This is a genomic window from Streptomyces sp. NPDC042336 (assembly GCF_055581985.1).
Window position 1 is genome coordinate 43,008 of record NZ_JBVJEA010000035.1, and the last position, 25,560, is coordinate 68,567.

The following is a 25,560-nucleotide window of genomic DNA, read 5'->3' on the forward strand; positions in this document are numbered from 1 at the left end:
GCGCTCGGACGGCAGTGGTTCACAGGGAGCCGAGGATCCGCGCCTCCTTCTCCGCCGCGATCCCGTGCTCCGCCCGTCGCGGGTGGTCCACGGGACGTCCGTCTTCCGCCCACCACTCCCAGGTGTCCCGCACCGTGTCGGCGATCGGCCGGCAGCGAAGACCTGCCTCGACCGCACGCCGGGAGTCCACCGCCCAGACGCCGGCGTGAGTGCGCCACAGGGGGATTTCGGTCCACTGCTTCACGCCGTGCTCCGTCAGCACGGCCGGGTCGACCCAGACCGGCGTCCCGTCGCTCCCGGTGACCCGCAGGCATTCGGTGAGGAAGTCGCCGAACGAGATCCCGTCGGGATGAGTCACGTTGAAGGCGCCACGTTCGGTGCCGGCGGCCAGGTGCACGGCGAAGGCGGCGACGTCCCGGACGTCCACCGGCTGGATCCGCTGCTCCGCCGGCGCGGGCGCGAGCGTGCGTCCACCGCGCTTCGCGCGCTCCAGCCACCAGGGCAGCCGGCCCACGTACTCACCGGGCCCCAGAATGACCCCCGGCCGGAGGAAGACCGCTTCGTCGCCGAAGGCTTCGGCCACGGCCCGCTCTCCACCGGCCTTCTGAAAGCCGTACTTGGTGGGGCTCCCGTCCTCCCCGGTGTAGCCGAACGACCCGTCGGCATCGGCCGGGCACCGCAGCAGGGGGGAATCCTCCGTCAACGGCTCGTGCGGCCAGCCTTCGTAGACGGAGACGGTGGACAGGTGCACCCAACGGCGCGCACGCCCGGCCAGCGTGGTGGTGGCCAGGCGGACCTCGCGGGGCGGCAGCTCCGAGCTGGACGTGTCGACGACGGCGTCCCACGGACCGCGCTGCGCGAGCTTGAGCAGATCCTCCTGGACCGTACGGTCACCGTGCACCGCCTCCACCCCGGGCACGTCCACGCCGGACCGGCCGCGGTTGAAGGTGGTGACGTCCCACCCTCTCGCCAACGCGGTCTCCGCAATCGCCTTGCCCAGGAACCACGTTCCGCCCATGACGAGAATCCTCATGCCCTGATCCTGCCCTGCCCGGGGCGCGGACGACAGGGCGGGCGGCGCCGCCAGCCGAGCTGTGAGTGCGGGGCTCGCATGTCAGAGGCGACTGCAATGCTGGGAGGGTGATCGGTGGCCCGTCTGGAAAATCTACTCGACGTCGACAGACGGAACCCTATGCTCGCCAGCTACCCTGTCGACACCAGCAGGTGAGCTCAAGCTGACGCCCGAGCGGCTCCACGCGGGGCTCATCCAGCACTGTGCGAGGGAGGCCCTTGTTCAGGGGCACGGACGATAGGCCAACTCCGAAGTGCCCCATGGATGGACACCACCCTATGTCTCATTTGTCGGTTTCTGTAAAGCTTGCTGAAAACGCGTCCACGCGGCCGTGAACTCGCAGGTCAATCAGTCTGCTCCCCGCACCCGCGGGGATGGTCCCGCCTCGTCGACGGCGATCTCGCGGCGCTGGATCTGCTCCCCGCACCCGCGGGGATGGTCCCTTCTTCGGCGACGCCATCACCCTGGGCACGGTCTGCTCCCCGCACCCGCGGGGATGGTCCCGCGTTCGCGCCGGTCACCGGGGCCTGGTACATCTGCTCCCCGCACCCGCGGGGATGGTCCCCGACAGGAAGCGAGGGCGCCATGTCCGCCACCCTGCTCCCCGCACCCGCGGGGATGGTCCCCGAACTTCAGCACCCCACCCCATCCCACTGCACTGCTCCCCGCACCCGCGGGGATGGTCCCCTCGACCAGGCCCACGAGCGCCGCATGGGGCTCTGCTCCCCGCACCCGCGGGGATGGTCCCTGTCGACCAGCCTGAACACGCTGATCTCCACCCTGCTCCCCGCACCCGCGGGGATGGTCCCATGGGGCAAGATAGAGACGTACCGGAGAACACCTGCTCCCCGCACCCGCGGGGATGGTCCCCCGCCCGCAGCGTCGGCGCACTTGCGCGCCTCCTGCTCCCCGCACCCGCGGGGATGGTCCCCTCGACAAGGCTCTGTCGATCGGCAGCGCGATCTGCTCCCCGCACCCGCGGGGATGGTCCCGGCGTCATGTCCTCGCCGTTCACCGCCGCGGCCTGCTCCCCGCACCCGCGGGGATGGTCCCGGCGTCATGTCCTCGCCGTTCACCGCCGCGGCCTGCTCCCCGCACCCGCGGGGATGGTCCCCCCTGGCTGGGCCGGATCGTGCGTCAACTGCCCTGCTCCCCGCACCCGCGGGGATGGTCCCACGTACAAAAAGGGCCACTTCGGGCTTTTCCGCTGCTCCCCGCACCCGCGGGGATGGTCCCGACGCCGGGCCCCTCAAAAGAGGCCCGGCACTCTGCTCCCCGCACCCGCGGGGATGGTCCCGACGGCAGTCGGCGGACGAACCGGGAAGGCCGCTGCTCCCCGCTCCCGCGGGGATGGCGAACCGTTTCCCCTCCGGCACCCGCAGCGGCCACGGCACAGCCCGCGCTGGCCTGATCCGCCGTCACGCCGTCCCCCAAGTCCTCGGCCACGCCTGTCCGCACGACGAAGCCCTGCTGATCGGCCCTCCGGACATGGTTCCTGCGAGGCGGTGCCTTCGGTCGCAAGCAGCCCTCTTCTACTCGAACTTCCGTGCCTAGTAAGTTCACGTGTGCGTATACGTTGTTGATGTCACCTGCAGGTGTCGACGGGGGTAGCGGGGATGGTGGGCCACAGGCCGAGTGACTGGCATGTGCTGGACCTGGACAAGGACCCGACCCCGGGGGATCCGCAGCGGGTACGGACGCTCGCCAAGACGCTGCACGACTTCGCCGACGATGTATCCGAGGCGTTGCGTCTGGTGAAGGGAATGGCGGGGGAGTCCACCCTGGCCGAGTGGGCGGGGAAGTCGGCGACCGTCTTCAAGGAGGAGTTCTCCGGCGTTCCGAAGAACTTGAAGAAGCTGGAGAAGTCGTACGGGATGTGCGGCGACGCGCTCGCGGACTTCTGGCCGAAGCTGGAGCGGGCGCAGGCCCTGGCGGACCGGGCGCTCATCAAGGCCCGCGAGGCCCGCCAGGACCTCACGTCCGCGCAGTCGAAGCTGTCCTCGGCGGACTCGTGGGTGACGCGGGCGTCGAAGGAGGCGGACAAGTACAAGGACGACCCGACCAGCAGCAAGTCGGACGCGGACAAGCCGGACGAGGCGAAGGTCCGGGCCGCCACCCGTGACGTCCAGCACGCCAAGACCGCTCACGCCAACGCCCAGTCCGCCGTCGACTCCGCGCAGGGTGCGCTGGACGCGGCGAAGAAGATGGCCGAGGACGCGCGCAAAATGCGTGACGACGCGGCCCGGGAGGCCAAGAACAAGATCGACGAGGCGTCCGACGCCGGCATCCAGAACCGGTCCTGGTGGGAGGACGTCGGCGACTGGTTCTCCGACAACTGGGACACCATCGTCGCCGTCTGCAAGGTCGTCGTCGCCGTCGTCGGCATCGTCGCGATGATCATCGGCGGCCCGATCCTCGCTGCGATCGTCGTCGTGGCCGCCCTCGTCGTCCTCGCGGACACGCTCTACAAATACAGCAAGGGCCAAGCATCCCTGTGGGACGTGGGGCTGGCGGCCCTGGACTGCATACCCGGCATGAAGGGCCTCACCACCCTCGGCGGACTCGCCAAGGGCATGAAGGGGATGGCCACCGCCGTGCGGGGCGGTCTGAAGACCCTGCGTTCCGGTGCCAAGGATCTTCTTGCGAAGGCCAAGCCCTACAAGGGCCGGTGCCGGGGCGGCGACCCGATCGACATGGTGTCCGGCGAGATGCTCATGGAGCAGGTGGACCTGGAACTCGGCGGGCTCCTGCCGCTGGTCGTCCGGCGCACCCACGTCTCGACCTACCGCTGGGGGCGCTGCTTCGGGGCGAGCTGGGCCTCGACGCTGGACCAGCGCCTGGAGATCGACGACCAGGGCGTGGTGTTCGCCACCGAGGACGGCATGCTCCTGGCCTATCCGATCCCCGCACCCGGCACCGCCACCCTGCCTCTGGAGGGGCCTCGGTGGCCGTTGACGTGGAGCGGTGACGGCGAAGGCACGATCACCGTCCACGACGACGAGACCGGACGCACGCACCACTTCGCCCCCGGTGTACGGCGCGAGGGTGACACCCCCGCCTACACCCTGCCTCTCGTCGCGACAACCGACCGCAACGGGCACCGCATCGACTTCCTCTACGACGAGGCGGGCGTCCTCGCCGAGATGCGGCACTCGGGCGGTTACCGGGTGGCCATCGCCACGGAAGACGGCCGGGTCACGTCCCTGAGCGTTCTCAGCTCACCGGAAGACGGCTACGGCGCGGAAGCCGACTCACCGTGGGCGGTGGTGCGACGCTACGGCTACGACACGGAGGGCAATCTCCGTGCCGTCTCCGACGGGCAGGGCCGCGACTTCCGGCTCACGTACGACGCCGAGTCCCGCATCACGAGCTGGACCGACCGCAACGGCGGCTGGTACCGCTACACCTACGACGAGCGGCACAGGGTCACGGCCGGCAGGGGAGCGGACGGTTTCCTCGACTGCTCCCTCACCTACGACGACGCGGCACGCGTCAACACCTACCGCAACTCCCTCGGCCGGACCACCACCTACCGGTTCGACGAACGTCTGCAACTCGTCCAGGTCACCGACCCCCTCGGAGCCTCCACTCACCGGGAGTGGGACGAGAACGGACGCCTCGTCTCCTGGACCGACCCCCTGGGCCGCACCACCCGCCAGGTCTTCGACGCCGCCGGTCACCTGACCGAGGTGGTCAGGCCGGACCTCAGCTCTGTCCGGGCCGAGCGACGAGGCGGGCCGCACCCGCCGGCTCACGGACCCCGACGGTGCCTTCTGGAGCTACACGTACGACGAGCGGGGCAATCGCCTGTCCGTCACCGACCCGTCCGGCGCGACCACCCGCTACAGCTACGACGCCCTGGGCCGACCCGTCTCGGTCACCGACGCGCTCGGCCACACCCGGCACATCCAGACCGACCCGGCAGGCCTGCCGCTGGCCCTCACCGACCCGGAGGGCCGGACGACCCGAGCGCTGCGCGACTCCTTCGGACGCGTGACCGCGGTGACCGACCCCGCCGGCGCCACCGACCGCTTCGGCTGGACCGTCGAAGGACTGGCCTCGTGGCGTTCCCTCCCGGACGGCGCGACGGAGGCCTGGAGCTGGGACGGCGAGGGCAACCTCGTCTCGCACACGGCCCGCAACGGCGCGGTCACCACGTACGAGTTCACCCACTTCCACCAGCCGACCTCCCGCACCACACCGGACGGCCGCCGCTACACGTTCTCCTACGACACCGAACTGAACCTGACCGGTGTCCACAACGCGGACGGCCGCACCTGGGAGTACGCCTACGACGAGGCGAACCGCCTGATCCGGGAGACGGACTTCAACGGCCGCACGCTCATCTACACCCACGACGCGGCCGGGCAGCGTACGTCGTGGACCAATGGCGCCGGACAGACCACGGACGTGACCGTGGACCTGCTCGGCCGGCCACGCCAGTACCGCACGGCGGACGAGGTCACCACCTACGAGTACGACAGCGCCGGCTCACTGCTCCGCGCGGCCAACCGCGACACCACGGTCGAACGCACCTACGACTCCATGGGCCGCACGTTGACCGAGACGGTCAACGGCCGGACCACCACCTACACGTACGATGCACTCGGCCGCCGCATCAGCCGACGCACTCCCTCGGGCATCACCTCGACCTGGACCTACGAGGCGACGGGCCACCCCCAGACCCTGAGCGGCGCCGGCAGCCAACTGCGCTTCGACTACGACACCGCCCATCGTGAGATCCGCAGGACGCTGGGTGCGCAGGCGGTGCTCCACCAGAGCTGGGACGGCTCCGGCCGGCTGACCGGGCAGTCGGTGACCATGCCCGGCCGCGGTATCGGCGACGCGGGCGGTGAGCTGCTCCAGCACCGAACCTACGAGTACGACCTCGACGGAGCGCTCCGGGAGATCGACGAGCTGCTCGGCGAAAGCCGCCGGTTCGACGTGGACCCGGTCGGCAGGCTGACCGCGGTCAGGACCGCCGACCGCGAGGAGAACTACGCGTACGACCGCGCGGGCAACCTCGTCACCAGTTCCCCATACGACGGCACCGCGGAACCGCAGCCCCACCACGTCGACGGAACCAGACTGCACCGTGCCGGACGCACCACCTACGCCTATGACGGCCAGGGGCGCCTGATCCGCAAGACCGTCCGTCTCCTCAGCGGCGGCCGGCGCACCTCCCAGTACGGGTGGAGCGCGGAGGACCGCCTGGTCCGGACCGTCGCACCGGACGGATCCGAATGGCGCTACACCTACGATCCGGACGGCCGACGGGTCGGCAAACAACGTCTCGGTACCGGCGGGGACGTGCTGGAGGAGACGACGTTCAGCTGGGACGGAACACGCCTCGCCGAACAGATCGAGACCGACGGAACCGTCACCACCTGGGACTACGCGCCGGGTTCCTACCGACCCGTCGCCCAGACGGTCAGCGGTGGCCGCGAACGGCCGGCCGCCAACCGAGGCGGAAGCGACCGGGGCGACACCGACGCCCGCTTCTACGCCATCGTCACCGACCTCGTCGGAACACCGACCGAACTCCTCTCGGCGGACGGCCGGATCGTCTGGCACCGCAGATTCACCGCCTGGGGGCAGCCGACCGGCGCACCGCCCACGGCCCCGGAAGCCGACTGCCCCCTGCGCTTCCCCGGGCAGTACGCGGACGCCGAGACCGGCTGGAACTACAACTACTTCCGCTACTACGACCCGGAGACCGCGCGCTACGTCAGCGCCGATCCGCTGGGCCTGGCACCGGAACCGAACGACTACGCCTACGTCACCAACCCGCTCCTTCTCCTCGACCCGCTGGGCCTCATCCGCATCCGCGGCCAGCGCGGCCGATGGGAGAGGGACCCGAACTCGCCCGCACAGGCCCACAACCGCGACACCGAGTACCCCGGCAGCTATCGCCAGTCCACCCACGACGCCATGACCGCCGCCTGGACCGACGAGGGCATCGCCCAGGGCGGCACCCCCATGCGGCCCACCGGACAGCTCGACTCCCAGGGCCGTCAGATCATGGAACGCATTCCCAGATCGGAACTGACCTGGCGCAACTCCGCGGGCGAGATCATCCCATCCAACCAGCTCACGTACGAGCACCTGACACCGGTGGTCGATCACTGGAACCAGACGGGCTACCGTTCCGACCGGGCCACCCGCAACGACTTCTACAACGATCCCGACAACATGGAGCCCATGACGAGAAGCGAGAACTCCCGCGGCGGTGCGCTCATGGATGCCACCTACCGCCAGGATGTCGACCCCACCCTCTACTCATGCAGCTAGGGCACCCGACCCGAGCACAGGAGCCACCCTCATGAACCTTGGATCCGTCCTGTCCGCCATGCCCGGCGCCGCACCCGTTCCCGGTCTGGCATCAGCGTGGCGGTGGTCGCCGAACCCGATGTTCACCTTCACCGCCGCACTCTCCACCGACGGCCGGCACAACCTGCAGGTCAACGTACGCGGCCGCTACGACGAGGCGCTCGTTGCGGCACTGCTCGCCCACGCGCGCGCCCATGACGACACCTTCGTGGGGCAGGGGCGGCCCCTGGTGGCCGTCGGCGGCTTCCACCACGACGGGACGGAGTTCGACACCGTGGGAGTGGCGACGGCCGAGGTGCACGGCTACCACGCCAACGACAACCCCGAGCTGTCCGCGGTCACCTACGCCGTCTTTCCCGCCTACGCCAGTGAGATCTCCGGCCGGGAGAACGAGGAGGAGGCCTGGGGCAGGTTCCGCAAGATGCTCCAGCCGAACAAGCTCGACCGCACCGAGGTCCCGTTCGTCAAGATGCGCTACGACAACACCCGTACTCGGAGCATGAGCAAGGGCGACGCCCGCGGCTTCGCTCCCCTGGACACGCTGGTGCGGGAACTGGAGCTGCTCGACGGCGCTCCCGGCAGCTTCGTCGAGTGGGAGAACCGGCACGGCACCGTCTGGCGGGTGGACAGTACCGGCGACACACTCGAGCTGACGCACGACGCAACGCGGGAACCGGTGCTCCCCGGCCAACTGCACACCGTGGCCCGCACCAGCGTGCAGTAAGCACCCGTCCGTTCTCCGCAGGCCCGGCACCCGGTGGACCGTGCCGGGGCCTGCGTCGAGGCGAGAGGCTTCCGGGCACGGGACTGCAAGTGCGTGTGTTCCCGACCCTCTCCGGGACTGCTCGGGGCGCCTGTCGTTTCTCCGGCGGCGCCCGGAGATGCAGCACAGCGGACGATGATCGGCAGGTCAGGGTGCCGCGGTGTCCGGGCAGGCGGTGAGAAGTGCCCGGGCGCGGTTTCGGAGGGCTTCGTCCTGGCGGATGACGCGATCTTCGACGCCCGAGCGGACCACCCGGGCGTCGCCGTCGGCGAGAGCGGCAAGTCGGCGCGCTTGGTCGTCGGTCAAGGCGTCGAGGCGGAGTGCTTCCAGGGCGTCGCAGGCGCCTGCCGGATCGGCGTCCGATTCGGCCGACCGCAAGGCGGCCTCGGCGAGCGCGGTGCGGTCCAGCGAGGCAGTTTCGGCCACGGCCGTGAGGGCCAGCACCGCGGCCGGTGCCTGTACCGGATCGTTCAGGGCGGCTTCCAGGCGGGCGGCGAGCGGCCGTCCCGCGGGGCCGAGGAGAAGCGTCGTACGGGCGGCCCGCACCACCGACCACCGGGACCAGGGGTTGTGTTCGGCGCGCGCGAAGACCGAGTCCAGAACGGCAACCACCCCGTCCGCGTCCCCCGTGACACGCCACAAGGCCTCAGCGAGGGCCGTGTCCGTGTCCAACGCGGGCGTCGTGTCGCCGTCCGTGCCGCTGAGCGCCTCGCGCAGGGCAGGCACGAGCGCCGCTGCCCGGGGACCGAGCGCACCAGTCACCCTGGCGGCCTCCCTGAGCTGGCCGGCGCCACGCCGGAGGTCCTGTTCGAGGCAATGCAGCAGGGGCGCGATCTCGCCTTCGAGGTCGTACAGGGCCTTCGCCGCCGGGAAGACTCCCTGCTCGGCCGCCACTGTCCGCAACGACGTGACGGCCCGGGCGCGGACCGCCGGGGCGCAGACGGCGACGACCGAAGCGATGGCCCGGGCGGCCTGGCCGGGAAAACACTGGAGCGCCGCGCACAGCTCGGGCAACGCCGGCGCTGCCTCGGCGCCCCACCCCGCCAGCAGGTTCGTCAACTGCCAGGGCTCGTTGCCGCTCAGGGACTCGGGCCGGGCAAGGCGGCCCCGGACCGCGTCGAGGAGTTCGCCGTTGTACGGGAAGGCGGAGTCCTCCGGGCTCCGGAACCCGGCGGCGGCATCGAGGGCCCGCGGGCGCCGGCCGAGGCCGGCGGCCAGGAGCGGGGCCGACTGCTGGGGAGCAACCAGTACGAGCGCGGCCAGGGCCCGGTCCGCATGGTCGTCGTCGTGGTCCGGGTTCCGTCCGGCGAGGGGGGTGAGGATGTCCGCGGCCGGTGCGGCGACGCTGCCCAGCCGGCCAAGGAGGGACGACATGGCGACCACCGACTCCTCGTCGACGGCCGCCGCCCGCAGGTTCCCCACCAGTCGACGCGGGGCACTCCGGGAGAGCATGCAGGCGCGGTCGGCCGCCCAGAGGCCTTCGGCCCGCACCTCGGCCCGACCGTCGTGCAGGGCCGCGTCGACCAGTGCGAACGCCGCCGTGCGCTCCATGCGACGGCCCCGGCCCAGGAGTGCCTCGACGACGGCGGCCAGCGGCTCGCCGCGTTCGAGATCGAGATCAGAGCGCAGGGGGTCGGCGGGCAGAAGGGACAGCATCGTGGCGTGCAGGGGCTCGGTCCACGGAACGCCTGCGTCGAGGGAGGCGAAGACGGCGGCCATGCGCACCTCGGCCGCCTGGGACGGGTCCAGAACGGCGGCAGCGGCCGCCGCTCCGCCCTGCGGGTCGAGCCGTGTGATCCCGGCCAGGACCTCCGCGCGCACGGAGGGTTCGGATTCCTCGTCCCAGCGCGCGCACAGGGCGGGGAGCGCAATCGCCGTCGCGCGGGTGTGGGACACAGCCCAGGCCGCAGTCCGGCGGACCTCCGGCTCCGGGGAGGCCAACAGGGGCAGGAGCAACGGGAGCCGGTCCGCCACGGCCGCCCGGACCGCGCCCGGTGCCACGCCGTACTCGTCCTCGCTCTCTGCCATGCCGCCGAGCAGCGCCAAGACGTCTGCCGTGCGGTGGCCGGCCGCCGCGAGCTCGGCCAAGAACGGCACCGCCTCCGCGCTGGCGGCGTAGACCGTCCCCTGGTGGAGAACGCTCCCGTACAGCTCGGACAACGCCTCGTCCGCCGCATCCACATCGGCGCCGGTCAAATCCCGCAGCAGACCGGGAATGTCCTCCGCGCTTCCGTACGCGTGGGAGAGGGAAGACCAGGGCCGAGCATCCAAGCCGTCGAGCGGGTGTACGAGATCCATGCGGAGCATCGTGCCAGCCACTTCTGACATCACCCGACCGCGGTCATCGGTGAGAACGATCTTGTTCAGGGTGTGAGTGCGCTGACCCGGTTCTCGTACTCGCGTCGGGCCTTGCGCTGGGCCGGGACCGCCCGGGAACCCTGGCCGCCGTCAAGCGGCTGGCAGCGATCGAGGAACTGGCGGTGTACGGCGAGGACGGCGCTGACGCGCAGGGTGCAGCCCTGGCCGCGCCGTACGGTCGTCCCCTTGAAGGGCTGTCCCGTAAGTGCTGGCCCGTCAGACGCGTGGTTCGACGTGTGAGACTGTCGGGCATGCGGTGGGGTGATTTCTGGCGGGGGAAGAGGGCGCCGCTTGCGGTTGCGGCGGGATCCCTCGTGGTGGCAGTGGTTGGAGGCTGCTCGCTGGCTGGCGAAATCTCGGACGCCCGGCGGATCGACGCCTCGCCCCTGCGGGTTAACGGTGTCGTCGACCGCGTGGTGCAGGTCAAGTACGGGGCCCATGTCCGGGTGTCTTACCAGGCTGGCGGTCAGCGGTTCGTTACCGAGGACCTCCCGGTGGGCCATACGGCCGGGTTGACCGATCCAGTGGTCGGCTCCGCGGTGTGCCTGGAAGCCTCGGCGGAGCACCCGGGGACGGTGCGGCTGTGTGGGCAGAGGTATCCGGGCGGCGACGACATGATTCCCACTGAAGGTCTGGTCGTGTTGGCGGGTGCAGCAGGAGCCCTGATGGCCGCTGGTTGGATCGTGGCGGTCACCCGGCAGGAGAGGCGTGAACGGGAGAGATCAATGCGGGGCACCCCCTAGTCGAGCGCGGCGCGCTCGGCGGCCTCCAGCTCGGTGGTGCGGAGGAAGTCGGCGACCGCCGTGCGGATCGCGCCTCGACTGATGTCGTGGTCGCGGGCGAGGGCGGCGATGGAGCGGCCCTCCAGGTACGCGGTGCCCTTGGCCTCTGCTGCGAGCAGTCCGTCGTAGGTCAGCTTGCGCTGGAGCTCGCCGGCTGCGGCGAAGGTCCGCACCAGGAACTTCTCGGTGGACAGCAGTTCTCCGGTACGCGGGTGGCGGGCGGTGAGGTTCATCGCGGAGAACGCTCGGTCGTGGATGCGCAGCGCCACCTGGTCGCGGTGAAAGACGTCGAGGACGTCGAGGACGTGTCCGGTGCCGCGTACGAGGCGGAACGTCTCGGAGATGTGCACGGTGTCGCCCGGCCGCGCGTAGGTGAGCAGTTCGGGGAACTTCGGGCGCTGGAGGGGGTGTAGGCGGCAGGAGGTGCCCGGTTCCTCCTCGAAGACGACGGGGTCGGTCCGGTGTTTATACCTTGCTCGCGACCACCATGTAGTTCTCGGCCTCAAGATCGAACGTGCTCAGTTCCGTCTGGAGTCCGACCCGGTGCAGCTCGACTTCGAGTTCCTCGTACCGGTAGGGCCAGCAGGACAGCAGTTCCGAGCGGACAAGAACCAACCCTGTCGCATCGACTTGCGCGATCGCAATCTCGATGTGGTGCTCCTCCTCCCAATGCGGTGCAATCTCCCAGCGGTAGACCACGACGGCATCGCGACCGTTCCGGCGGACGAGTCGGTCACTGATCTCCAGCCGGGAACCTCTGGCCCTCACGAGTTCCCAAGTGCGGGATGTGAGGACCAAGCGCCCGCCGGGGCGCAGAAGCCGTGACATCGACTCCAGAGCAGCGCCCCTGCCTGTCGCGCCCGTGGCATGGTGAAGCGAGTTGCCAACGCAGAACACCATGTCGAACGTGTTGTCCTGGAAATGGTCGGGCAACTCTTCCCAGCTCGCCCGTACGGCCCGGACGGATGCCCCGAACTCCTCAGACAACTCTGCAGTCCGGCGAACCATCGCCTCGCTGGCGTCAGTTGCGACAACCTGCATGCCACGACCGGCGAGGCCGACCGCCAACTGTCCGGTTCCGCAAGAAGAGTCGAGGACGTGAGCGTTCGACGGCAGGAGATTGAGAACGTCGTCGAACGACGCAGCGAACTCGGCTGGAGGCAACTTCGCATCCGAGATGAGCCATTCGTACACCTCGGCAAGCACGTCATAACCTGTCACAACCACTACCTCCGTCACGCGGCAGAATCGCGGTAGGACGTCAGTCCATCAGCGGAGCAAGCCGGGCACCAATGGTTTTCGCAAGGATGGACCTGACGGAGTTTGTGGGTGTCGACGGTCAAACAATTCCCCACCATCTGCGTGATCGGCGTCAGCCAATTCCCCACCCCTGTGGTCACGACTCCCCATGGGGACGCTGACCGTCGATGGTGCCGCTGAACACGCTCGAACTAGCCTGATATTCCCTGTTTCGGGTGGTTTGGGAAGCTTTTAGATCTTCCTTGCGAATCGGCCTGATTCCCCATGGGCATGCCGGTGCCCGGGTTGAGGGTCCTGGCCTCTCGGAGCCGTCGAGGTCCCTCGATCTGCGAGCCGAGAGGCCGACGGACGCACCGGATGGCAAGGAGAACATTCACCGTGGTCGACATCGTCGAGATCTACGTGCACTGGTACGCGGGCCGGTCCAAGAGCCAGGTATCCGCCTCGCTGGGGGTGGACCGCAAGACGATCAGGAAGTACCTGGCGCCGGCGGAGGCGGCCGGGATCACTCCGGGAGGGCCGCCGATGGGCGAGGCCGACTGGGCCAAGCTGCTCAAGAGCTGGTTCCCGGAGCTGGCCAGCCGGAGGCTGAACCAGGTGCGGTGGGCAGAGATCGAGCCGCACCGGGACTACGTCAAGAGCCTGCTGGAGACCACGACGGTCACCACGATCCACCAACGCCTCCGGGACGAAGGCAAGTTGAAGGTGTCGCTGTCGACGTTCCGCCGCTGGGTGCATGAGAACCTGCCCGAGGAGGCGGCCCGCTCGAAGGTCACGGTGCTGCGGGAGAACGTCGAGCCGGGCTCGGAGGCCCAGATCGACTACGGCTTCCTGGGGCAGTGGATCAACCCCGCGACCGGGAAACGACACCGGATCTGGGCGTTCGTGATGGTGCTGCCCGCCTCGCGGCACATGTTCGTCCGCCCGGTGGCACACATGGACCAGCACGCCTGGACCGAAGCGCACGCGGAAGCCTTCCGCTTCTTTGGCGGTGTCCCGCGGCGTCTGGTGCCGGACAACCTGAAGACCGGGGTGGACAAGCCGGACCTCTACGACCCGCAGATCAACAAGTCGTACGCCGAACTCGCCTCCTACTACGGCACGTTGGTGGACCCGGCCCGTGCCGCGAAGCCGAAGGACAAGCCCAGGGTGGAGCGGCCCATGCCCTACGTCCGCGACTCGTACTGGAGCGGGCGGACGTTCACCTCGCTGGAGCACATGCAGGCCGAGGCCCTGCTCTGGGCGAGGAACGTCGCCGGTCAGCGGAAGTGCCGGCCGCTGGATGGCGCCAAACCGCTGTCCGTGTTCGAGGCGGTGGAGGCCGAGGCCCTGCTTCCGCTGCCGTCCGAGCCGTTCGTGCTAGCCAGATGGTCGAAGGCGACGGTCGGCCCGGACATCCACATCAAGGTCGGCCGCACCCTCTACTCGGTGCCCTGGAAACTGATCGGCCGCCGCGTCGACGTCCGCTCCACCGCCGTCACGGTGCAGATCTTCCACGAGGGCGAGCTGGTCAAGACCCACGCCGCCCTGGAACAGGGCAAACGCACCGACAGAGGCGACTACCCGCCCGAGAAGATCGCTTTCCAGATGCGCACGCCGATCTGGTGCCGCGGCCAAGCCTCCCAGGTCGGGGACGCCTGCCGAGAGGTCATCGACCAGCTCCTGGAGGTCAACGCCCTCTACCGGCTCCGCGCCGCCCAAGGGGTCCTGGGCTTGCGGAAGAAGTACGGGGACATCCGGCTGGAGGCCGCCTGCCGCAAGGCGGTCGCGGTCGGCGACCCCTCCTACCGCACCGTCAAGGGCATCCTGGTCGCCGGCACCGAGACCGACCCGGAACCCGAGACCGGCGACGCCGGAGCCTCGGCCTTCCTGCACGGACCCGAGGGCCTGTTCGCCGCCACCGTCCCCACCCAGACACCCGGCAGCGTCCACGACGACCAGGGCCACGATGACACCGAGGAGGCCGCCCGATGAGCGTGATGACCACCGCCCTGCGCGACTCCCTCAAGACCCTCCGGCTGTCCGGGATGCTCGAAACCCTCGATGCCCGCCTCACCCAGGCTCAGAAAGGGGAACTCGGACACCTCGACTTCCTGCAGGTCCTCTGCCACGACGAGATCACCCGCCGCGAGTCCGTCGCGCTCGAACGCCGCCTGCGAAAAGCCAAGTTCGAGCAGCAGGCCACCTTGGAAGGCTTCGATTTCAACGCCTCCCCGAAGCTGCCCGCCGCTCAGATCCGCGACCTCGCCGCCTTGCGCTGGCTCCACTCCGGTGAGTCCGTAATTCTGTTCGGACCCGTCGGCGTCGGGAAGACACACGTCGCCCAGGCCCTCGGCCACCAGGCCGTCCGTCAGGGTGCCAACGTCCGCTTCGCCAAGACCAGCCGCATCCTCGCCGAGCTCGCCGGCGGCCACGCAGACCGCACCTGGGACAAGCGCATGCGCGAACTCATCCGCCCCGACCTGCTCATCCTCGACGACTTCGCCATGCGCCAGCTGTCCGCGTCCCAGGCCGACGACCTCTACGAACTCGTCTCCGAGCGACAGGGCCGGTCTCTGATCATCACCAGCAACAGGGCGCCGAGCGACTGGTATCCCCTCTTCCCCAACCCCGTCGTTGCCGAGTCGCTGCTGGACCGGCTGATCAACTCCAGCCACCAGGTCATCATGAACGGCCCCAGCTACCGGCCGAACAAGCGCCCCAGGAACCCCACCGAGAAGCCTCCGACCACCTGACCGCTGCCACGGGGTGCTGGAGTGATCGCTTCCGCAGCCCCGCCGTTCCGTCCCCGCTGGTCCGCGTGGATGATGGCGCGGTGACGAACAGCAGCGACGCCCACGTGAAGGTCCACTTCCGGATGGAAGTAGACGAGGACGGCTGGCCGCCAGCGAGCGTCGAGAGCCTGTGGGCACTGGACCTCGGCGACGGAACGGTACGTCTCGACAACACTCCGTGGTTCGTGCGTGGGGTCGCGAGCGGCGATGTCGTCCGCGTGGACGTCGAGGACGACGGCCTGCGCTGGGCCGGGGAGACCGTTCAAGCTTCGGAGAACTGCACCATCCGATTGATCGTGCTGAAGGACGGAGGCTCCGCTGCGGCCCGACAGACCGTGCTGGAGACCTTCCACCGGCTCGGCACCACGGGCGAGGGCATCGAGCAGTTCCGGATGGTCGCGCTGGACATCCCGCCGGAAGCAGACATCCAGCGGATCCGCAAGCTGTTGGAACACGGCGACGAGAAGGGTTGGTGGCACTGCGAAGAGGGATGTGTCACTGCCGCCTGGAGAGCCAGTGCAGGCACTGAGGACGATTGAGCGCCGCCTTGACTGCTCGCGTCAGCAACCGGACGCGAGAGGGTGGGGAATTGCCTGGCGTTTGACATGGGGAATTGGCTGACCGTCGACAGTGGGTTGGCAGTTGTCCGTCTGAGGGGATGTGTACCGCTGCAGCGACTGGTTCCTGCTGGCCTGCGTGGTGCTGCCCTGGACCGTCGAGCAGTACGACGCCGCGTTGGTGCCGCCGGCTGACAAGCCCGCTTCAGTCGGCCGCCGATTCGTCTTTGTCCTCGTCCAGCTGGGGGAGTCCGGGTCGCGCAGCGGGCGCAGGGCGCCGGGGGCCGAGGCGGTGAAGCTGTAGCGGCCGAGTAGGTTCAGGTTGCGGTGCTTGAGCGGGGAGAGCCGGGCGATGTCCTCCTCCCGGATCTCGTGGTCCCCGGCCTTCAGCTGGACGACGGCGGCGTCGATGTACCGGGTCGTCCAGAGCACGATGGCGTTGAGGACCACGCCGAGCGCGCCGAGCTGGTCTTCCAGGCCGTCGCGGTATGCCTGGTGGATGGTGCCGCGCTTGCCGTGGCACACTCCCGGGCCAGCTTGTGGCGGGACTCCTGCACGGTGAGCTGCCGGTTCATCTGCCGGCGGTAGGTGTCGCCCGCCGGGGTCGACCACACACAGCAGGTACTCGGTCTTGGCGATCCGCCTGTACTCCGCGAACGCCGCACCCAGCGAGGGCCAGCTATCGCGCTCCTTACCTTGTTGGCGGGTCGATTCCGGTCCTCGTACGATCGGGAGAACCAGGGGCCTGGGTGTGGCTTTAGAGGCCATCACGAAATGGGGGCGCGGTCATAGCACCTCTGCGCATTCGTCGACGAATGCGCAGAGCCGACGAATGAGGCTCAAGAAGAAGGGGGTTGGGTCCGAGTCGCCCTTCATGTGAGGTGCATCCTGGAGCCACTGCTGCCACAGACCACCTGGTTCTCGGAAGCGGTCGGCTTGACCACCTCCAAGATTCAGGTCGATGAACTGGATAGCGCCCATGACGACGGTCTGGTCGTACGCGAGGTCAGGGCGGCAGAGGTAGCGATCCAGGTAGGCGGCAAGCAGCTCAGCGTCGCGCGCCGTTCCGAAACTGGCCAGGGCCACGCAATAGGCCAGCCCAACGCAGCAGACCTCGCTGGCCAGCAGGAGTTCCCCGAGGTCTTCACGGAACTCGGTCCGGCGGGAGACAGCTATGAGCCAAGCCGCAGTTCTCCGCTCTCGCCAGCCGCCCCCAAGAAGCTTGGCGACCTCATCTGCGGTAATGAGTCCCGCGTCCTCACGAAGGTCTCGCATGAATCGGTCGCACTCAGGACTTTGCATGCGCAGCAAGCCACCGCCGAGCTTCAGGTAGCGCCGCTCGGGCGTGACATGACGACGAACCAAGGCCAGCAACTCGGCATCGTCGTGAGGATTGCGTATCATACGGGCGATCTTGCCGTACCGCCTCGGAACAGAGCCAGTCCCTCCCTTGCCCTGATGTGAGTGAGTACGGCAGTTGGCACCTGTGCCGAAGTAAGCGCTCAGACCCAAGGCCCGTAGGTCAGCCGCCGTAGAGGCCCTCATAGACGTGCGCTTCGAGGCATTGCCCAGTCGAATAGGTGCCGGCCGCGTTATGCAGAGCCCGGCGGAACGTCGTGGGGACGGCGTTGGCGATGACGACACCCGAGATGCTGATCTGTGCCCGCGCGGGCGGGATGGCCACAGACCGAACGGGTTCTCGCGGACGAAAGGCCGTTCCATCAGCCGCATCGGAGTGAGCGCAGCCGCTCGGCGACGGCGAACGAGTCGAGACGCATGGCGGTGATGTCGGCGATCAGGTCCCGCCAGGCCTCGAACTTGGTGTTCACCCGCTCCCCGTGCATCCCGAGGTACGCCACGGCCACGCCGAAGCCGTACAGCTCGTTGCGCGCGGGCAGCGGACGGAGCACGACGCACTCCTCCAGCATCACGGCCGCACGCCAGAAGGCGTCCGGGTGGTGCTGGTCGTGGCGGGGCGGGTCAACCTTGTGCCGGGCCGCCAGGCCGACGAACACGGAGTAGTCGTTGACCGCGTGATCGTCCAGCAGCTCGGCCCGCCTGTCGGTGGACAAGCTCGGCGCGGTGGGCGAGCCGGAGTCGCTGACCTGGCTGAAGACCACCACGGAGGCGATGCTCCCGAGGATCGACCTGCCGGACCTGCTGTTCGAGGTCCACTCCTGGACCGGATTCCTCGACGCCTTCGGCCACGTCTCCGAGCGGCGCACCCGCATGGAGAGCCTGCTCGTCTCCCTGGTCGCACTGCTCGTGGCGCAGAGCTGCAACATCGGTCTGACCCCGGTACTCGACCCGGAGAACAAGGCGCTGACCCGCTCGCGCCTGTCCCACGTCGACCAGAACTACCTGCGCGCCGACACCATCGCCGCGGCGAACGCCTCGCTCATCACCGCCCAGTCCCGCATCGAGCTCGCCCAGATGTGGGGCGGCGGGCTGCTCGCCTCCGTCGACGGCCTGCGCTTCATCGTCCCCGTCAAGAGCATCAACACAGGCCCCTCGCCCAAGTACTACGGCTACAAACGCGGCGTAACCTGGCTCAACGCCGTCAACGACCAGGTCGCCGGGATCGGCTCGATGGTCGTACGCGGCACCCCACGCGACAGCCTCTACACGCTGGACACCCTGCTGAACCTCGACGGCGGGGTGAAGCCAGAGATGGTCGCGACCGACAACGCCTCGTACTCCGACATGGCCTTCGGCCTGTACTCGGCTTCCGCTTCGCCCCCCGCTTCCGAGACCTGGACGACCAGCGGTTGTGGCGGGCCGACCTGCCCGACGGCGAGGTGCAGGCCGCCGGGTACGGGCCGCTGGAGGCCGTCGCCTGCAACAAGGTGAACCTCAAGCGGATCGCCACGCACTGGCCGGACATGCTCCGCGTCGCCGGGTCGCTCATCACGAACCAGGTCCGGGGCCTACGACCTGCTGCGGATGTTCGGCCGCGAGGGCCACCCGACCCCGCTCGGCGCCGCGTTCGCCGAGTACGGTCGAATCGACAAGACCATGCACCTGCTCGCCCTGGTCGACCCGGCCGATGACACCTACCGCCGGCTGATGAACCGGCAGCTCACCGTGCAGGAGTCCCGCCACCGCCTGGCCCGCGCGATCTGCCACGGCGGTCGCGGCCAGATCCGCCAGGCGTACCGCGAGGGCCAGGAGGACCTGTTGACCGAACTACTGGGGTGCGAGCCGACGAGCCCCCGGAGATCGACGCACGGTGACGAGACCAAGCCCCAGGCCGGTCAGATGGCCTTGGAAGTCGTGCCACACCACCGCCCTGATGTGCTGTCATCACGAGTCGTTGGAGACCACAGCGGCTCGTGGAGGATCGGGTGCAGGAGAGTGCAGAGTTACGGGATGTCACGGTGCTTACGGTGCCGAGGGTCGGCCGGGTCGAGGAGACCGGCGATCCGTCGCTGCCGTACAGACTGCTCGATCGGGACGGGAGCGAGGTGCCAGCGGTCAGCGAGTTCCTGCTCGACATGCTCGCCGACGACGACAGCCCGGCCTCGCTCCGCTCGTACGCGTACGAGCTGCTGGCCTGGTTCCGGTTCCTGTGGGCTGTCGACGTGCCGTGGGATCGGGCGGGCCGGGCGGAGGCCCGGGACTTCGCGCTGTGGCTGAAGTTGGTCAAGAAGCCGCCGCGGCCCCGGCGGCCGGATGCTCCGGCGCCCGGGTCGGTCAACCCGGTGACCGGCAAGCGGTACGCGGGTGAGAACTACGCTCCCCGCACCCGGCGGCACGCACGAGCTGTCGTCCGCAGCTTCTACGAATACCACCGCGACATGCACGGACGGCCGCTGCTCAACCCGTTCCCGAAGGCCAACCGTGCCGAGGACGAGCACCTCAACGCTCACCACAACCCGATGCACGCCTTCCAGCGTCCTGCCCGCCGGGCCCCCTACCAGCCGAAGGAGCCTCGGCGAACCCCGCGCGGCATCCCTGATCAGGCGTTCAACGAGCTGTTCGCGGCTCTGCCCTCGCACCGTGACCGCGCGCTGGTTGCCTTCTACATCTCGGCCGGCCCCCGGGCCTCGGAACTCCTCGGTGTCAGCCGGGACCGGGTCAGCCCCGGTGACCAGACCATCGGCGTCATCCGCAAGGGCTCCCGCGTCTTGCAGTGGATTCCCGCCTCCAGCGACGCGTTCGTGTGGCTGCGGCTCTACCAGCAGCAGATCCGCCCGCAAACTCTCGACGGGCCGGAGGAACCGCTGTGGTGGACCCTGCGACGTCCGATCAGGCCGCTGAGCTACGACGCTGCGCGCATGGTGTTCACCCGGGCCAACGACACCCTGGGGGCGAACTAGACCCTCCATGACCTGCGGCACAGCGCGGCCAAGCGCATGGTGCGCGACCCCAGGCTCTCACTCACCGACGTCCAATGGGTCCTTGGACATCTCCACATCAGCACCACCGAGCAGTACCTCGAACCTGCCGAGGACGAGGTCGTCGCGCATGTGCTGGCCCATCATGCCCGGCAGGCCGCCGAGCCTGTCAAACTGGTGATGCCCGCGCCGGGCTACCGGTCCGAAGTCCTCCAGACGCTGCTCGGCCCGGCCGCCCTCGGCGGAGGTCCGGCGTGACCACCGAGACCGTAGCTGCCCAGCCCTGCGCCCTTGTCCGTCACGCCCCCTTGCCCGCAGGCCAGGGGATACGCGAAGCACCGACTGCCTGGTGGCAGACGGAGGAACCGCGTGAAAAGGTGCTGGAGCGTACACTCGCGCTGCCGTTTACCGCGGACAGCGACACCAACCAGCGCTCACGGCGCCGCGGCCTGATCAAGCTGCTGGACTGGCTGGAGGGCCAGCCCGGCCGTACCTGGCAGGAGCGCTGGACGGCCAGCGGAGCCGAGGAAGCCGGCCGGGAGTGGACACGGTTGCCGATGCAGTGGCTCGCCGAGCACCAGCGAGCGCGCAAGTACGACCGTGCTGATCTCTGCTGCGGCATGATCCCGCTGCTGGGAGGACAAGTCGTACGCCCCACCTACCGGTGGCTGCTGCGGCAACGCCCTTCCCAACTGCTGGCGCACATCCGCAGCGTCACCGATCCCGACGGCTTTACGGCGCTCAAGGACCAGTACGCCGCCACCGGCCATGCCGGGGCCAATGACTGCAACAACGCGGTCAACCGCGTCACCTGGATCGTGACCTGCAAGGGCGGCGCCGTCCGCGACGTCACCATCGGCGACTGCGTCGAGCTGCAGCACGCCATCGGCGAACATCAAACTAACGGCCACCACGGCAAGCACCTCTTCTACCAGCTCCTCGCAGGGCTCGGTGTCTTCGGCCCCGACGCCCCCGTCCGGCTGAAGACGGTGATGCTGCCAAGGCAGTTGACACCGGCAGCCCTGGTCGACCGACACGGCATTACCTGCACCGCCATACGCGACCTCCTGGTCGACTACCTCACCGAGCGCGCGGTGGACGTCGACTACACCACGCTGGAGGACATCGCCCGCACCCTGGCCGGACTGTTCTGGCGCGACCTGGAGAAACACCACCCGGGCATCGACTCCCTGCGACTGGACGCCGACATCGTCACCTCCTGGCGGGAGCGCGTCCGCATGATCCGCGATCGGCACGGCATCCCCATCCGGCCGCGGGTCAACGTGCACACCGTCTTCAGCTGGGTCCGGACCTTCTACCAAGACCTTGCCCGCTGGGCCGCCGAAGAGCCGGCACGGTGGGGCCCGTGGGTCGCTCCCTGCCTGGTCCGCGACAGCGACACCGATCACAGCAAGAACCGTGCCCGCCGCAAAGCCGCCATGGACCAGCGCACCCGCACCCTCCTGCCCGCACTCCCCGCCCTGGTCAAAGCCGTCGAGCGCCAGCTCAAGGACGCCAAGACGTGTCTCGCCACCGCACGGGACACCCTGGCCGGAGCCTCCTTCACCACCCCGACGGGCGAGACCCTCCTCCGCCGGGCCGGGGTGTCGTCCCGCGTCTACGCGGACAACCCGGCCGCTGGCCGGCGCCGGGACCTGACCGTGGAGGAGGAACGCGCGTTCTGGGCCTGGGCCATCGTCGAGGTCCTCCGCCACACCGGCATGCGCATCGAGGAAGCGCTGGAGCTCACCCATCACAGCTTCGTCGCCTACCAGCTGCCCACCACCGGCGAGATCGTGCCCATGCTGCAGGTCGCCCCGTCCAAGCTCGACCAGGAGCGGCTGCTGCTGGTCTCGCCAGAGCTCGGAGAGGTGCTGACGGCGATCATCCACCGTGTCCGGCGCGGGCAGCAGGCCATGCCCCTGGTCTCCGCCTACGACAGCCTCGAACGGCTCTGGAGTGCGCCTATGCCGTTCCTGTTCCAGCGCCGCTGCGGTCCAGAGGACCGGGCGATCCCGCGCAACTACATCTACACCTGCCTCAACGACGCCCTTGCCGCGAGCAGGCTGACCGGGCCCGGTAATGAGCAGCTGCGATACACGCCGCACGACTTCCGAAGAATCTTCGTGACCGACGCCCTCCGCTCCGGCCTGCCCCCACACATCGCCGCCCGCATCTGCGGTCACCGGATGGTCGACACGACTCTCGGATACGCCGCGATCTACCCCGAGGACGTCATCAACCACCACCGGTCCTTCATCGCCCGCCGCCGGTCGCTGCGGCCCAGCGAGGAATACCGCGAGCCCACCACGCAGGAGTGGCAGGACTTCCTGGCCCACTTCGAGCTGCGCAAAGTGGCGCTGGGCGTCTGCGCATGCGACTTCGGCACCCCGTGCGTCCATGAGCACGCTTGCATCAGATGCCCCGTCCTGCGGCCAGATCCCGACCAGATGCCCCGCCTGAAGGAGATCCACGCCAACCTGCTCGACCGACTCCAGGAAGCCAAGGAACAGGGCTGGCTCGGCGAAGTCGCCGCGATCGAGGCCAGTCTCGCCGCCGCCGAGCACAAACTTGCCGCGATGCGCGACGTCGCGGCCCGGCACACCACCGTCCACCTCGGCATGCCCGACTTCCGTGCCACCGCCGGCAGGCTCACCCCTGACCCGGTCGGCGAGGATGCTGGTCTGCTGAGTGAGACATGACATGTGGCCATGATGTGCGGTGGCGAAGTTGATGAAATCGTCCGCGGCGATCAACTCGGCCCGGCAAGATGACCGTCGTGGAAGCAGAGGTATCAGCGGGGTTGATCGGCCTCGTGGGGGCCACGCTCGGAGCGATCATCGGTGGCGGCGCATCGCTGGTCGCTACTGGGTTGACCCTCAAGCATCAGAGGACTGAGGCCCGTGAGACCCGTCTCGCAGAATTGCGCATGGCATCCACAGATGCCACCGCAACAGAGCTCATTCGTCTCGACCAATACCTCAGATCGATCACTTTCACGGACGCACCTGGGGAGGATCGACGGCACTGGGTGAGAGGTGCTGCCGACCACTTGAGAGCGATCCGCCTCGCAGCGGCTCGCATCCCTGATCGAACAGTGCGCACAAGGCTTGCCGTGCCCTTGGATCTTGCTTCGGAGTACCGGGCCGCTCCGTACTGGCAGGAGATCCAGTGGGTTAGTGAGATGGTCAAGGATGCGCTCGAAGTCGTATTTGCCCATCAACGAGACGATGAACTGCCTGAGCCGTCCCAGTTCGTCCTCTCGGCACAGACGCAGTTCGCAGACTGGGTGAGGCGTCGGCAAGAAGAGGCCGAAGCTTGGCACCGGGAGGATCGCGAGAGAGCTGAACAAAGGGCACGTGCGGGAGAAGCTCGGCAGCCCCCGCCATCCCCCTCCTGACGTCTGTTCACTGGCAGAGGACACCCGCGACACGCCCGAGGGCACCGACCCACCCCACTTCTCCACAACTACTTTCCGTGGTGCTCGTCGGGGTGGAGGCGAACTCATCTCTGTTCTGGGCTAGTTCGGATAAGACCAGCTCGCCGCCCTCGGCCTAGTCCTCAACGCCGTCGTCCTGTGGAACACCCGCTACCTCGACGCCACCGTCGACCAGCTCCGCGCCGAGGGCCACGACATCAAGGACGAGGACGTCGCCCGCCTCTCCCCGCTCAAGGACCGGCACATCAACTTCCTGGGCCGCTACCTGTTCAACATCAAGGCCAGCGGCCCCGGCCAGGGCCTGCGCCCCTTCCGAAATCCGGACGCAATCGAGGATGCCGACGACGAAGACTGACGGCCGGCGCACTCGCCCTGTGTGGCCGGTCGTGGTTCGCAACGGCCTCCGTTGGCCGGGCGAGGGCCGGGTCCTGCTCCACCGAGTCGTACAAGCCAGCGGCCTTGGAGGCAGTGACGATGCACGGAGAGCCCTCGTCGTTCGTTTCCTCGGTTCCTGTCCCTGCCGCCAGGGAATCAGTAGGTAGCTGGTCAGAAGCCAGCGCTACAACCAGGTGCTGGACTCCAAGTGGAGGCGTGAGTGTCTACGGGTGGCGATGTCGTGATGAACCTCGGTGACCCTTTCTACCCGTTGACTCACGCGGATGTAGCGAATGATCAACTGACCAGCACCGATCTCCTAGCACGGCTGCTCGCTTACGGAGTGTTTGCGGAAACCGTCATCCTGGCCAGTCGCTACGTCCTCAGTGGCGGTGCCGTCTACGAAGCTTTACGTCTCGCTCCTCAATTGCTTAGCAGTGGCGTCGTTGGCGTCGATCTGTACGAGGGTGTGGACAGCTTCGAGGCTTTGGTACGGCAGCATGGATATCCACCTGAGGCCCTTCCCCGCGCGCTCTGGCTGGATCAGCACATTGCCCGACGCGTAGCCTTCAGCCCTCAAGACCAAGGGCGCATTTATCACGCAACCCTGATGGCTGACCTCGATTCGACGGGAGCGTTGAGGCGCCGCGTTCCAGGGGTCTTGAATGGTTCGACAGCAAGACAGGTGGATCGAATTCAACGAGGCTTTGCTGAATGCCCAGCAGATCGACAACGCTTCGCGGACTTAGCCGCACACCACCTACCAAGCCAAGCTCCGTTGTTCCGGCGTTGGGCGGCGATGCGCTATTACACCATCCCCTTGTTGTTCGACCCTCCGGGGCGCATTCGCGAGGTACCAAAGTCCGCAGCCCTACTAGCCGACTCGGCAGGCCCAACAGCCACACGTCGACAGTCGACGGGGGCGCGAACCGTTACCGGATTGGATGACTCCGCACCCATCGACCCCGTGCTCCGCCAGATACTTTTTGTGCCCGCCTTGACGGAAAGTGCAGGTCCCGATGCAGTGGGACAGGTTGTGGATGCCCTGCTCGGCCTCCGTGAGCGCCATGAAGGTGCACGGAGGGTCTTCCACGGCCTGGCTGAGGACACGTTCTCAAGTGCTGCGGAGCTACGGAATGCCTTCAGTCGCGAGCTGGCGTGCCAGAGGCGTATCTCTGCCCGCGCAGGGCGTCGCGCTCGAATGATGCCGTGGATCGGGGTGGGAATCGGTCTCGGCTCCACAGTTGCGGGCCTTGGCATGTCGCCTGAGCTGTCTACGGCTCTGGGCGCGGCTACCACCCTGGTCCCGACAGCTATAGACCTTGCAATTAGCCGCAGACAGGACAATCGCCGTCCGTGGGTGCTGGCACACGAGGACGTCACGCAAACCTTATCCGCCAAAGAAATCGCTGGTGACACTTAGGGCTTGCCGGGAAACAAGTCGTGGCTTCCATCTGTGGGGCTCGTTGGTCTGGTATGGGGAGACCGGAGGGGATCGAGGCCGTTCTGGCGG

At 68.5% G+C, this 25,560-nt stretch carries 16 protein-coding genes, 4 pseudogenes and 1 CRISPR repeat array; of the genes and pseudogenes, 12 read left to right on the top strand and 8 right to left on the bottom strand.

Translation table 11 applies throughout. From position 1 onward, the window contains the following. Positions 1–19: 19 nt before the first annotated feature. The gene (locus tag ACZ6IM_RS38360) at positions 20–1,033 is read right to left on the bottom strand and encodes an NAD-dependent epimerase/dehydratase family protein (RefSeq protein ID WP_469563416.1); all 1,014 of its coding nucleotides are present in this window, start codon (positions 1,031–1,033) and stop codon (positions 20–22) included. A gap of 392 nt (positions 1,034–1,425) precedes the next feature. After that, positions 1,426–2,430: direct repeats of the CRISPR family, unit length 29 nt; unit sequence CTGCTCCCCGCACCCGCGGGGATGGTCCC. 258 nt (positions 2,431–2,688) lie between these two features. Here ACZ6IM_RS38360 and ACZ6IM_RS38365 point away from each other — a divergent pair. The 3 genes and pseudogenes from ACZ6IM_RS38365 to ACZ6IM_RS38375 form a co-directional block, all read left to right on the top strand. Continuing rightward, a pseudogene (locus ACZ6IM_RS38365) lies at positions 2,689–4,656 on the top strand (DUF6531 domain-containing protein); the annotation flags it as partial. A 409-nt stretch (positions 4,657–5,065) separates the two neighbouring features. Next, positions 5,066–7,363 carry an RHS repeat-associated core domain-containing protein gene (locus tag ACZ6IM_RS38370; protein WP_469563419.1) on the top strand — a complete coding sequence of 766 codons (2,298 nt, stop codon included), beginning with the start codon at positions 5,066–5,068 and terminating at the stop codon, positions 7,361–7,363. Positions 7,364–7,394: 31 nt separating this feature from the next. Further along, positions 7,395–8,126, top strand: coding sequence for a hypothetical protein (locus ACZ6IM_RS38375; protein ID WP_469563421.1), 732 nt, complete (start codon positions 7,395–7,397; stop codon positions 8,124–8,126). A 186-nt stretch (positions 8,127–8,312) separates the two neighbouring features. Here ACZ6IM_RS38375 and ACZ6IM_RS38380 read toward each other — a convergent pair whose 3' ends face one another. Beyond that, positions 8,313–10,463 carry a hypothetical protein gene (locus ACZ6IM_RS38380; protein WP_469563424.1) on the bottom strand — a complete coding sequence of 717 codons (2,151 nt, stop codon included), beginning with the start codon at positions 10,461–10,463 and terminating at the stop codon, positions 8,313–8,315. A gap of 182 nt (positions 10,464–10,645) precedes the next feature. Here ACZ6IM_RS38380 and ACZ6IM_RS38385 point away from each other — a divergent pair, with 182 nt between their 5' ends. After that, positions 10,646–11,266: a hypothetical protein gene (locus ACZ6IM_RS38385; protein WP_469563427.1), complete on the top strand. Its 621-nt coding sequence runs from the start codon at positions 10,646–10,648 to the stop codon at positions 11,264–11,266. On the opposite strand, the gene ACZ6IM_RS38390 is transcribed toward ACZ6IM_RS38385, so the two are convergent. Continuing rightward, the gene (locus ACZ6IM_RS38390) at positions 11,263–11,811 is read right to left on the bottom strand and encodes a recombinase family protein (protein WP_469563430.1); all 549 of its coding nucleotides are present in this window, start codon (positions 11,809–11,811) and stop codon (positions 11,263–11,265) included. The two genes, ACZ6IM_RS38385 and ACZ6IM_RS38390, sit on opposite strands and share 4 nt — an antisense overlap. Continuing rightward, entirely contained in the window at positions 11,771–12,526 is a 756-nt protein-coding gene (locus ACZ6IM_RS38395) for a class I SAM-dependent methyltransferase (protein ID WP_399947034.1), read from the bottom strand. The genes ACZ6IM_RS38390 and ACZ6IM_RS38395 overlap by 41 nt, the downstream gene beginning before the upstream one ends. A 417-nt stretch (positions 12,527–12,943) precedes the next feature. On the opposite strand from ACZ6IM_RS38395, the gene istA reads away from it, so the two are divergent. The 3 genes from istA to ACZ6IM_RS38410 all read left to right on the top strand — a co-directional run bounded on the left by istA (position 12,944) and on the right by ACZ6IM_RS38410 (position 15,878). Beyond that, positions 12,944–14,539 carry an IS21 family transposase gene (istA, locus tag ACZ6IM_RS38400; protein WP_469563443.1) on the top strand — a complete coding sequence of 532 codons (1,596 nt, stop codon included), beginning with the start codon at positions 12,944–12,946 and terminating at the stop codon, positions 14,537–14,539. Next, positions 14,536–15,300, top strand: coding sequence for an IS21-like element helper ATPase IstB (gene istB, locus ACZ6IM_RS38405; protein WP_469563433.1), 765 nt, complete (start codon positions 14,536–14,538; stop codon positions 15,298–15,300). The genes istA and istB overlap by 4 nt, the downstream gene beginning before the upstream one ends. A gap of 122 nt (positions 15,301–15,422) precedes the next feature. Next, a complete protein-coding gene (locus ACZ6IM_RS38410) occupies positions 15,423–15,878 on the top strand; it encodes a DUF4265 domain-containing protein (protein WP_469563446.1) in 456 nt (151 codons plus the stop codon). Positions 15,879–16,101: 223 nt separating this feature from the next. Here the strand turns inward: ACZ6IM_RS38410 and ACZ6IM_RS38415 are convergent. The 4 genes and pseudogenes from ACZ6IM_RS38415 to ACZ6IM_RS38430 form a co-directional block, all read right to left on the bottom strand. Then, positions 16,102–16,565 (bottom strand): annotated as a pseudogene (locus ACZ6IM_RS38415) (Tn3 family transposase); the annotation flags it as partial. 117 nt (positions 16,566–16,682) lie between these two features. Beyond that, positions 16,683–17,300 carry a DUF6000 family protein gene (locus ACZ6IM_RS38420; RefSeq protein ID WP_469563435.1) on the bottom strand — a complete coding sequence of 206 codons (618 nt, stop codon included), beginning with the start codon at positions 17,298–17,300 and terminating at the stop codon, positions 16,683–16,685. 118 nt (positions 17,301–17,418) lie between these two features. After that, entirely contained in the window at positions 17,419–17,580 is a 162-nt protein-coding gene (locus ACZ6IM_RS38425; RefSeq protein ID WP_469563436.1) for a hypothetical protein, read from the bottom strand. A gap of 37 nt (positions 17,581–17,617) precedes the next feature. Further along, the gene (locus tag ACZ6IM_RS38430) at positions 17,618–17,968 is read right to left on the bottom strand and encodes a toxin Doc (RefSeq protein ID WP_469563438.1); all 351 of its coding nucleotides are present in this window, start codon (positions 17,966–17,968) and stop codon (positions 17,618–17,620) included. Here ACZ6IM_RS38430 and ACZ6IM_RS38435 point away from each other — a divergent pair. The 5 genes and pseudogenes from ACZ6IM_RS38435 to ACZ6IM_RS38455 all read left to right on the top strand — a co-directional run. Continuing rightward, positions 17,952–19,085: pseudogene (locus tag ACZ6IM_RS38435) on the top strand (transposase); the annotation flags it as partial. The gene ACZ6IM_RS38430 and the pseudogene ACZ6IM_RS38435 overlap by 17 nt on opposite strands. A 197-nt stretch (positions 19,086–19,282) precedes the next feature. Next, entirely contained in the window at positions 19,283–20,215 is a 933-nt protein-coding gene (locus ACZ6IM_RS38440; RefSeq protein ID WP_469563451.1) for a tyrosine-type recombinase/integrase, read from the top strand. Positions 20,216–20,227: 12 nt separating this feature from the next. Further along, positions 20,228–20,491 (top strand): hypothetical protein, encoded by a 264-nt coding sequence (locus tag ACZ6IM_RS38445; RefSeq protein WP_469563448.1) that lies wholly within the window; start codon positions 20,228–20,230, stop codon positions 20,489–20,491. Positions 20,492–20,610: 119 nt separating this feature from the next. After that, positions 20,611–22,935, top strand: coding sequence for a tyrosine-type recombinase/integrase (locus ACZ6IM_RS38450; protein WP_469563441.1), 2,325 nt, complete (start codon positions 20,611–20,613; stop codon positions 22,933–22,935). An 831-nt stretch (positions 22,936–23,766) separates the two neighbouring features. Then, positions 23,767–24,027 (top strand): annotated as a pseudogene (locus ACZ6IM_RS38455) (Tn3 family transposase); the annotation flags it as partial. Between the last annotated feature and the right edge of the window lie 1,533 nt (positions 24,028–25,560).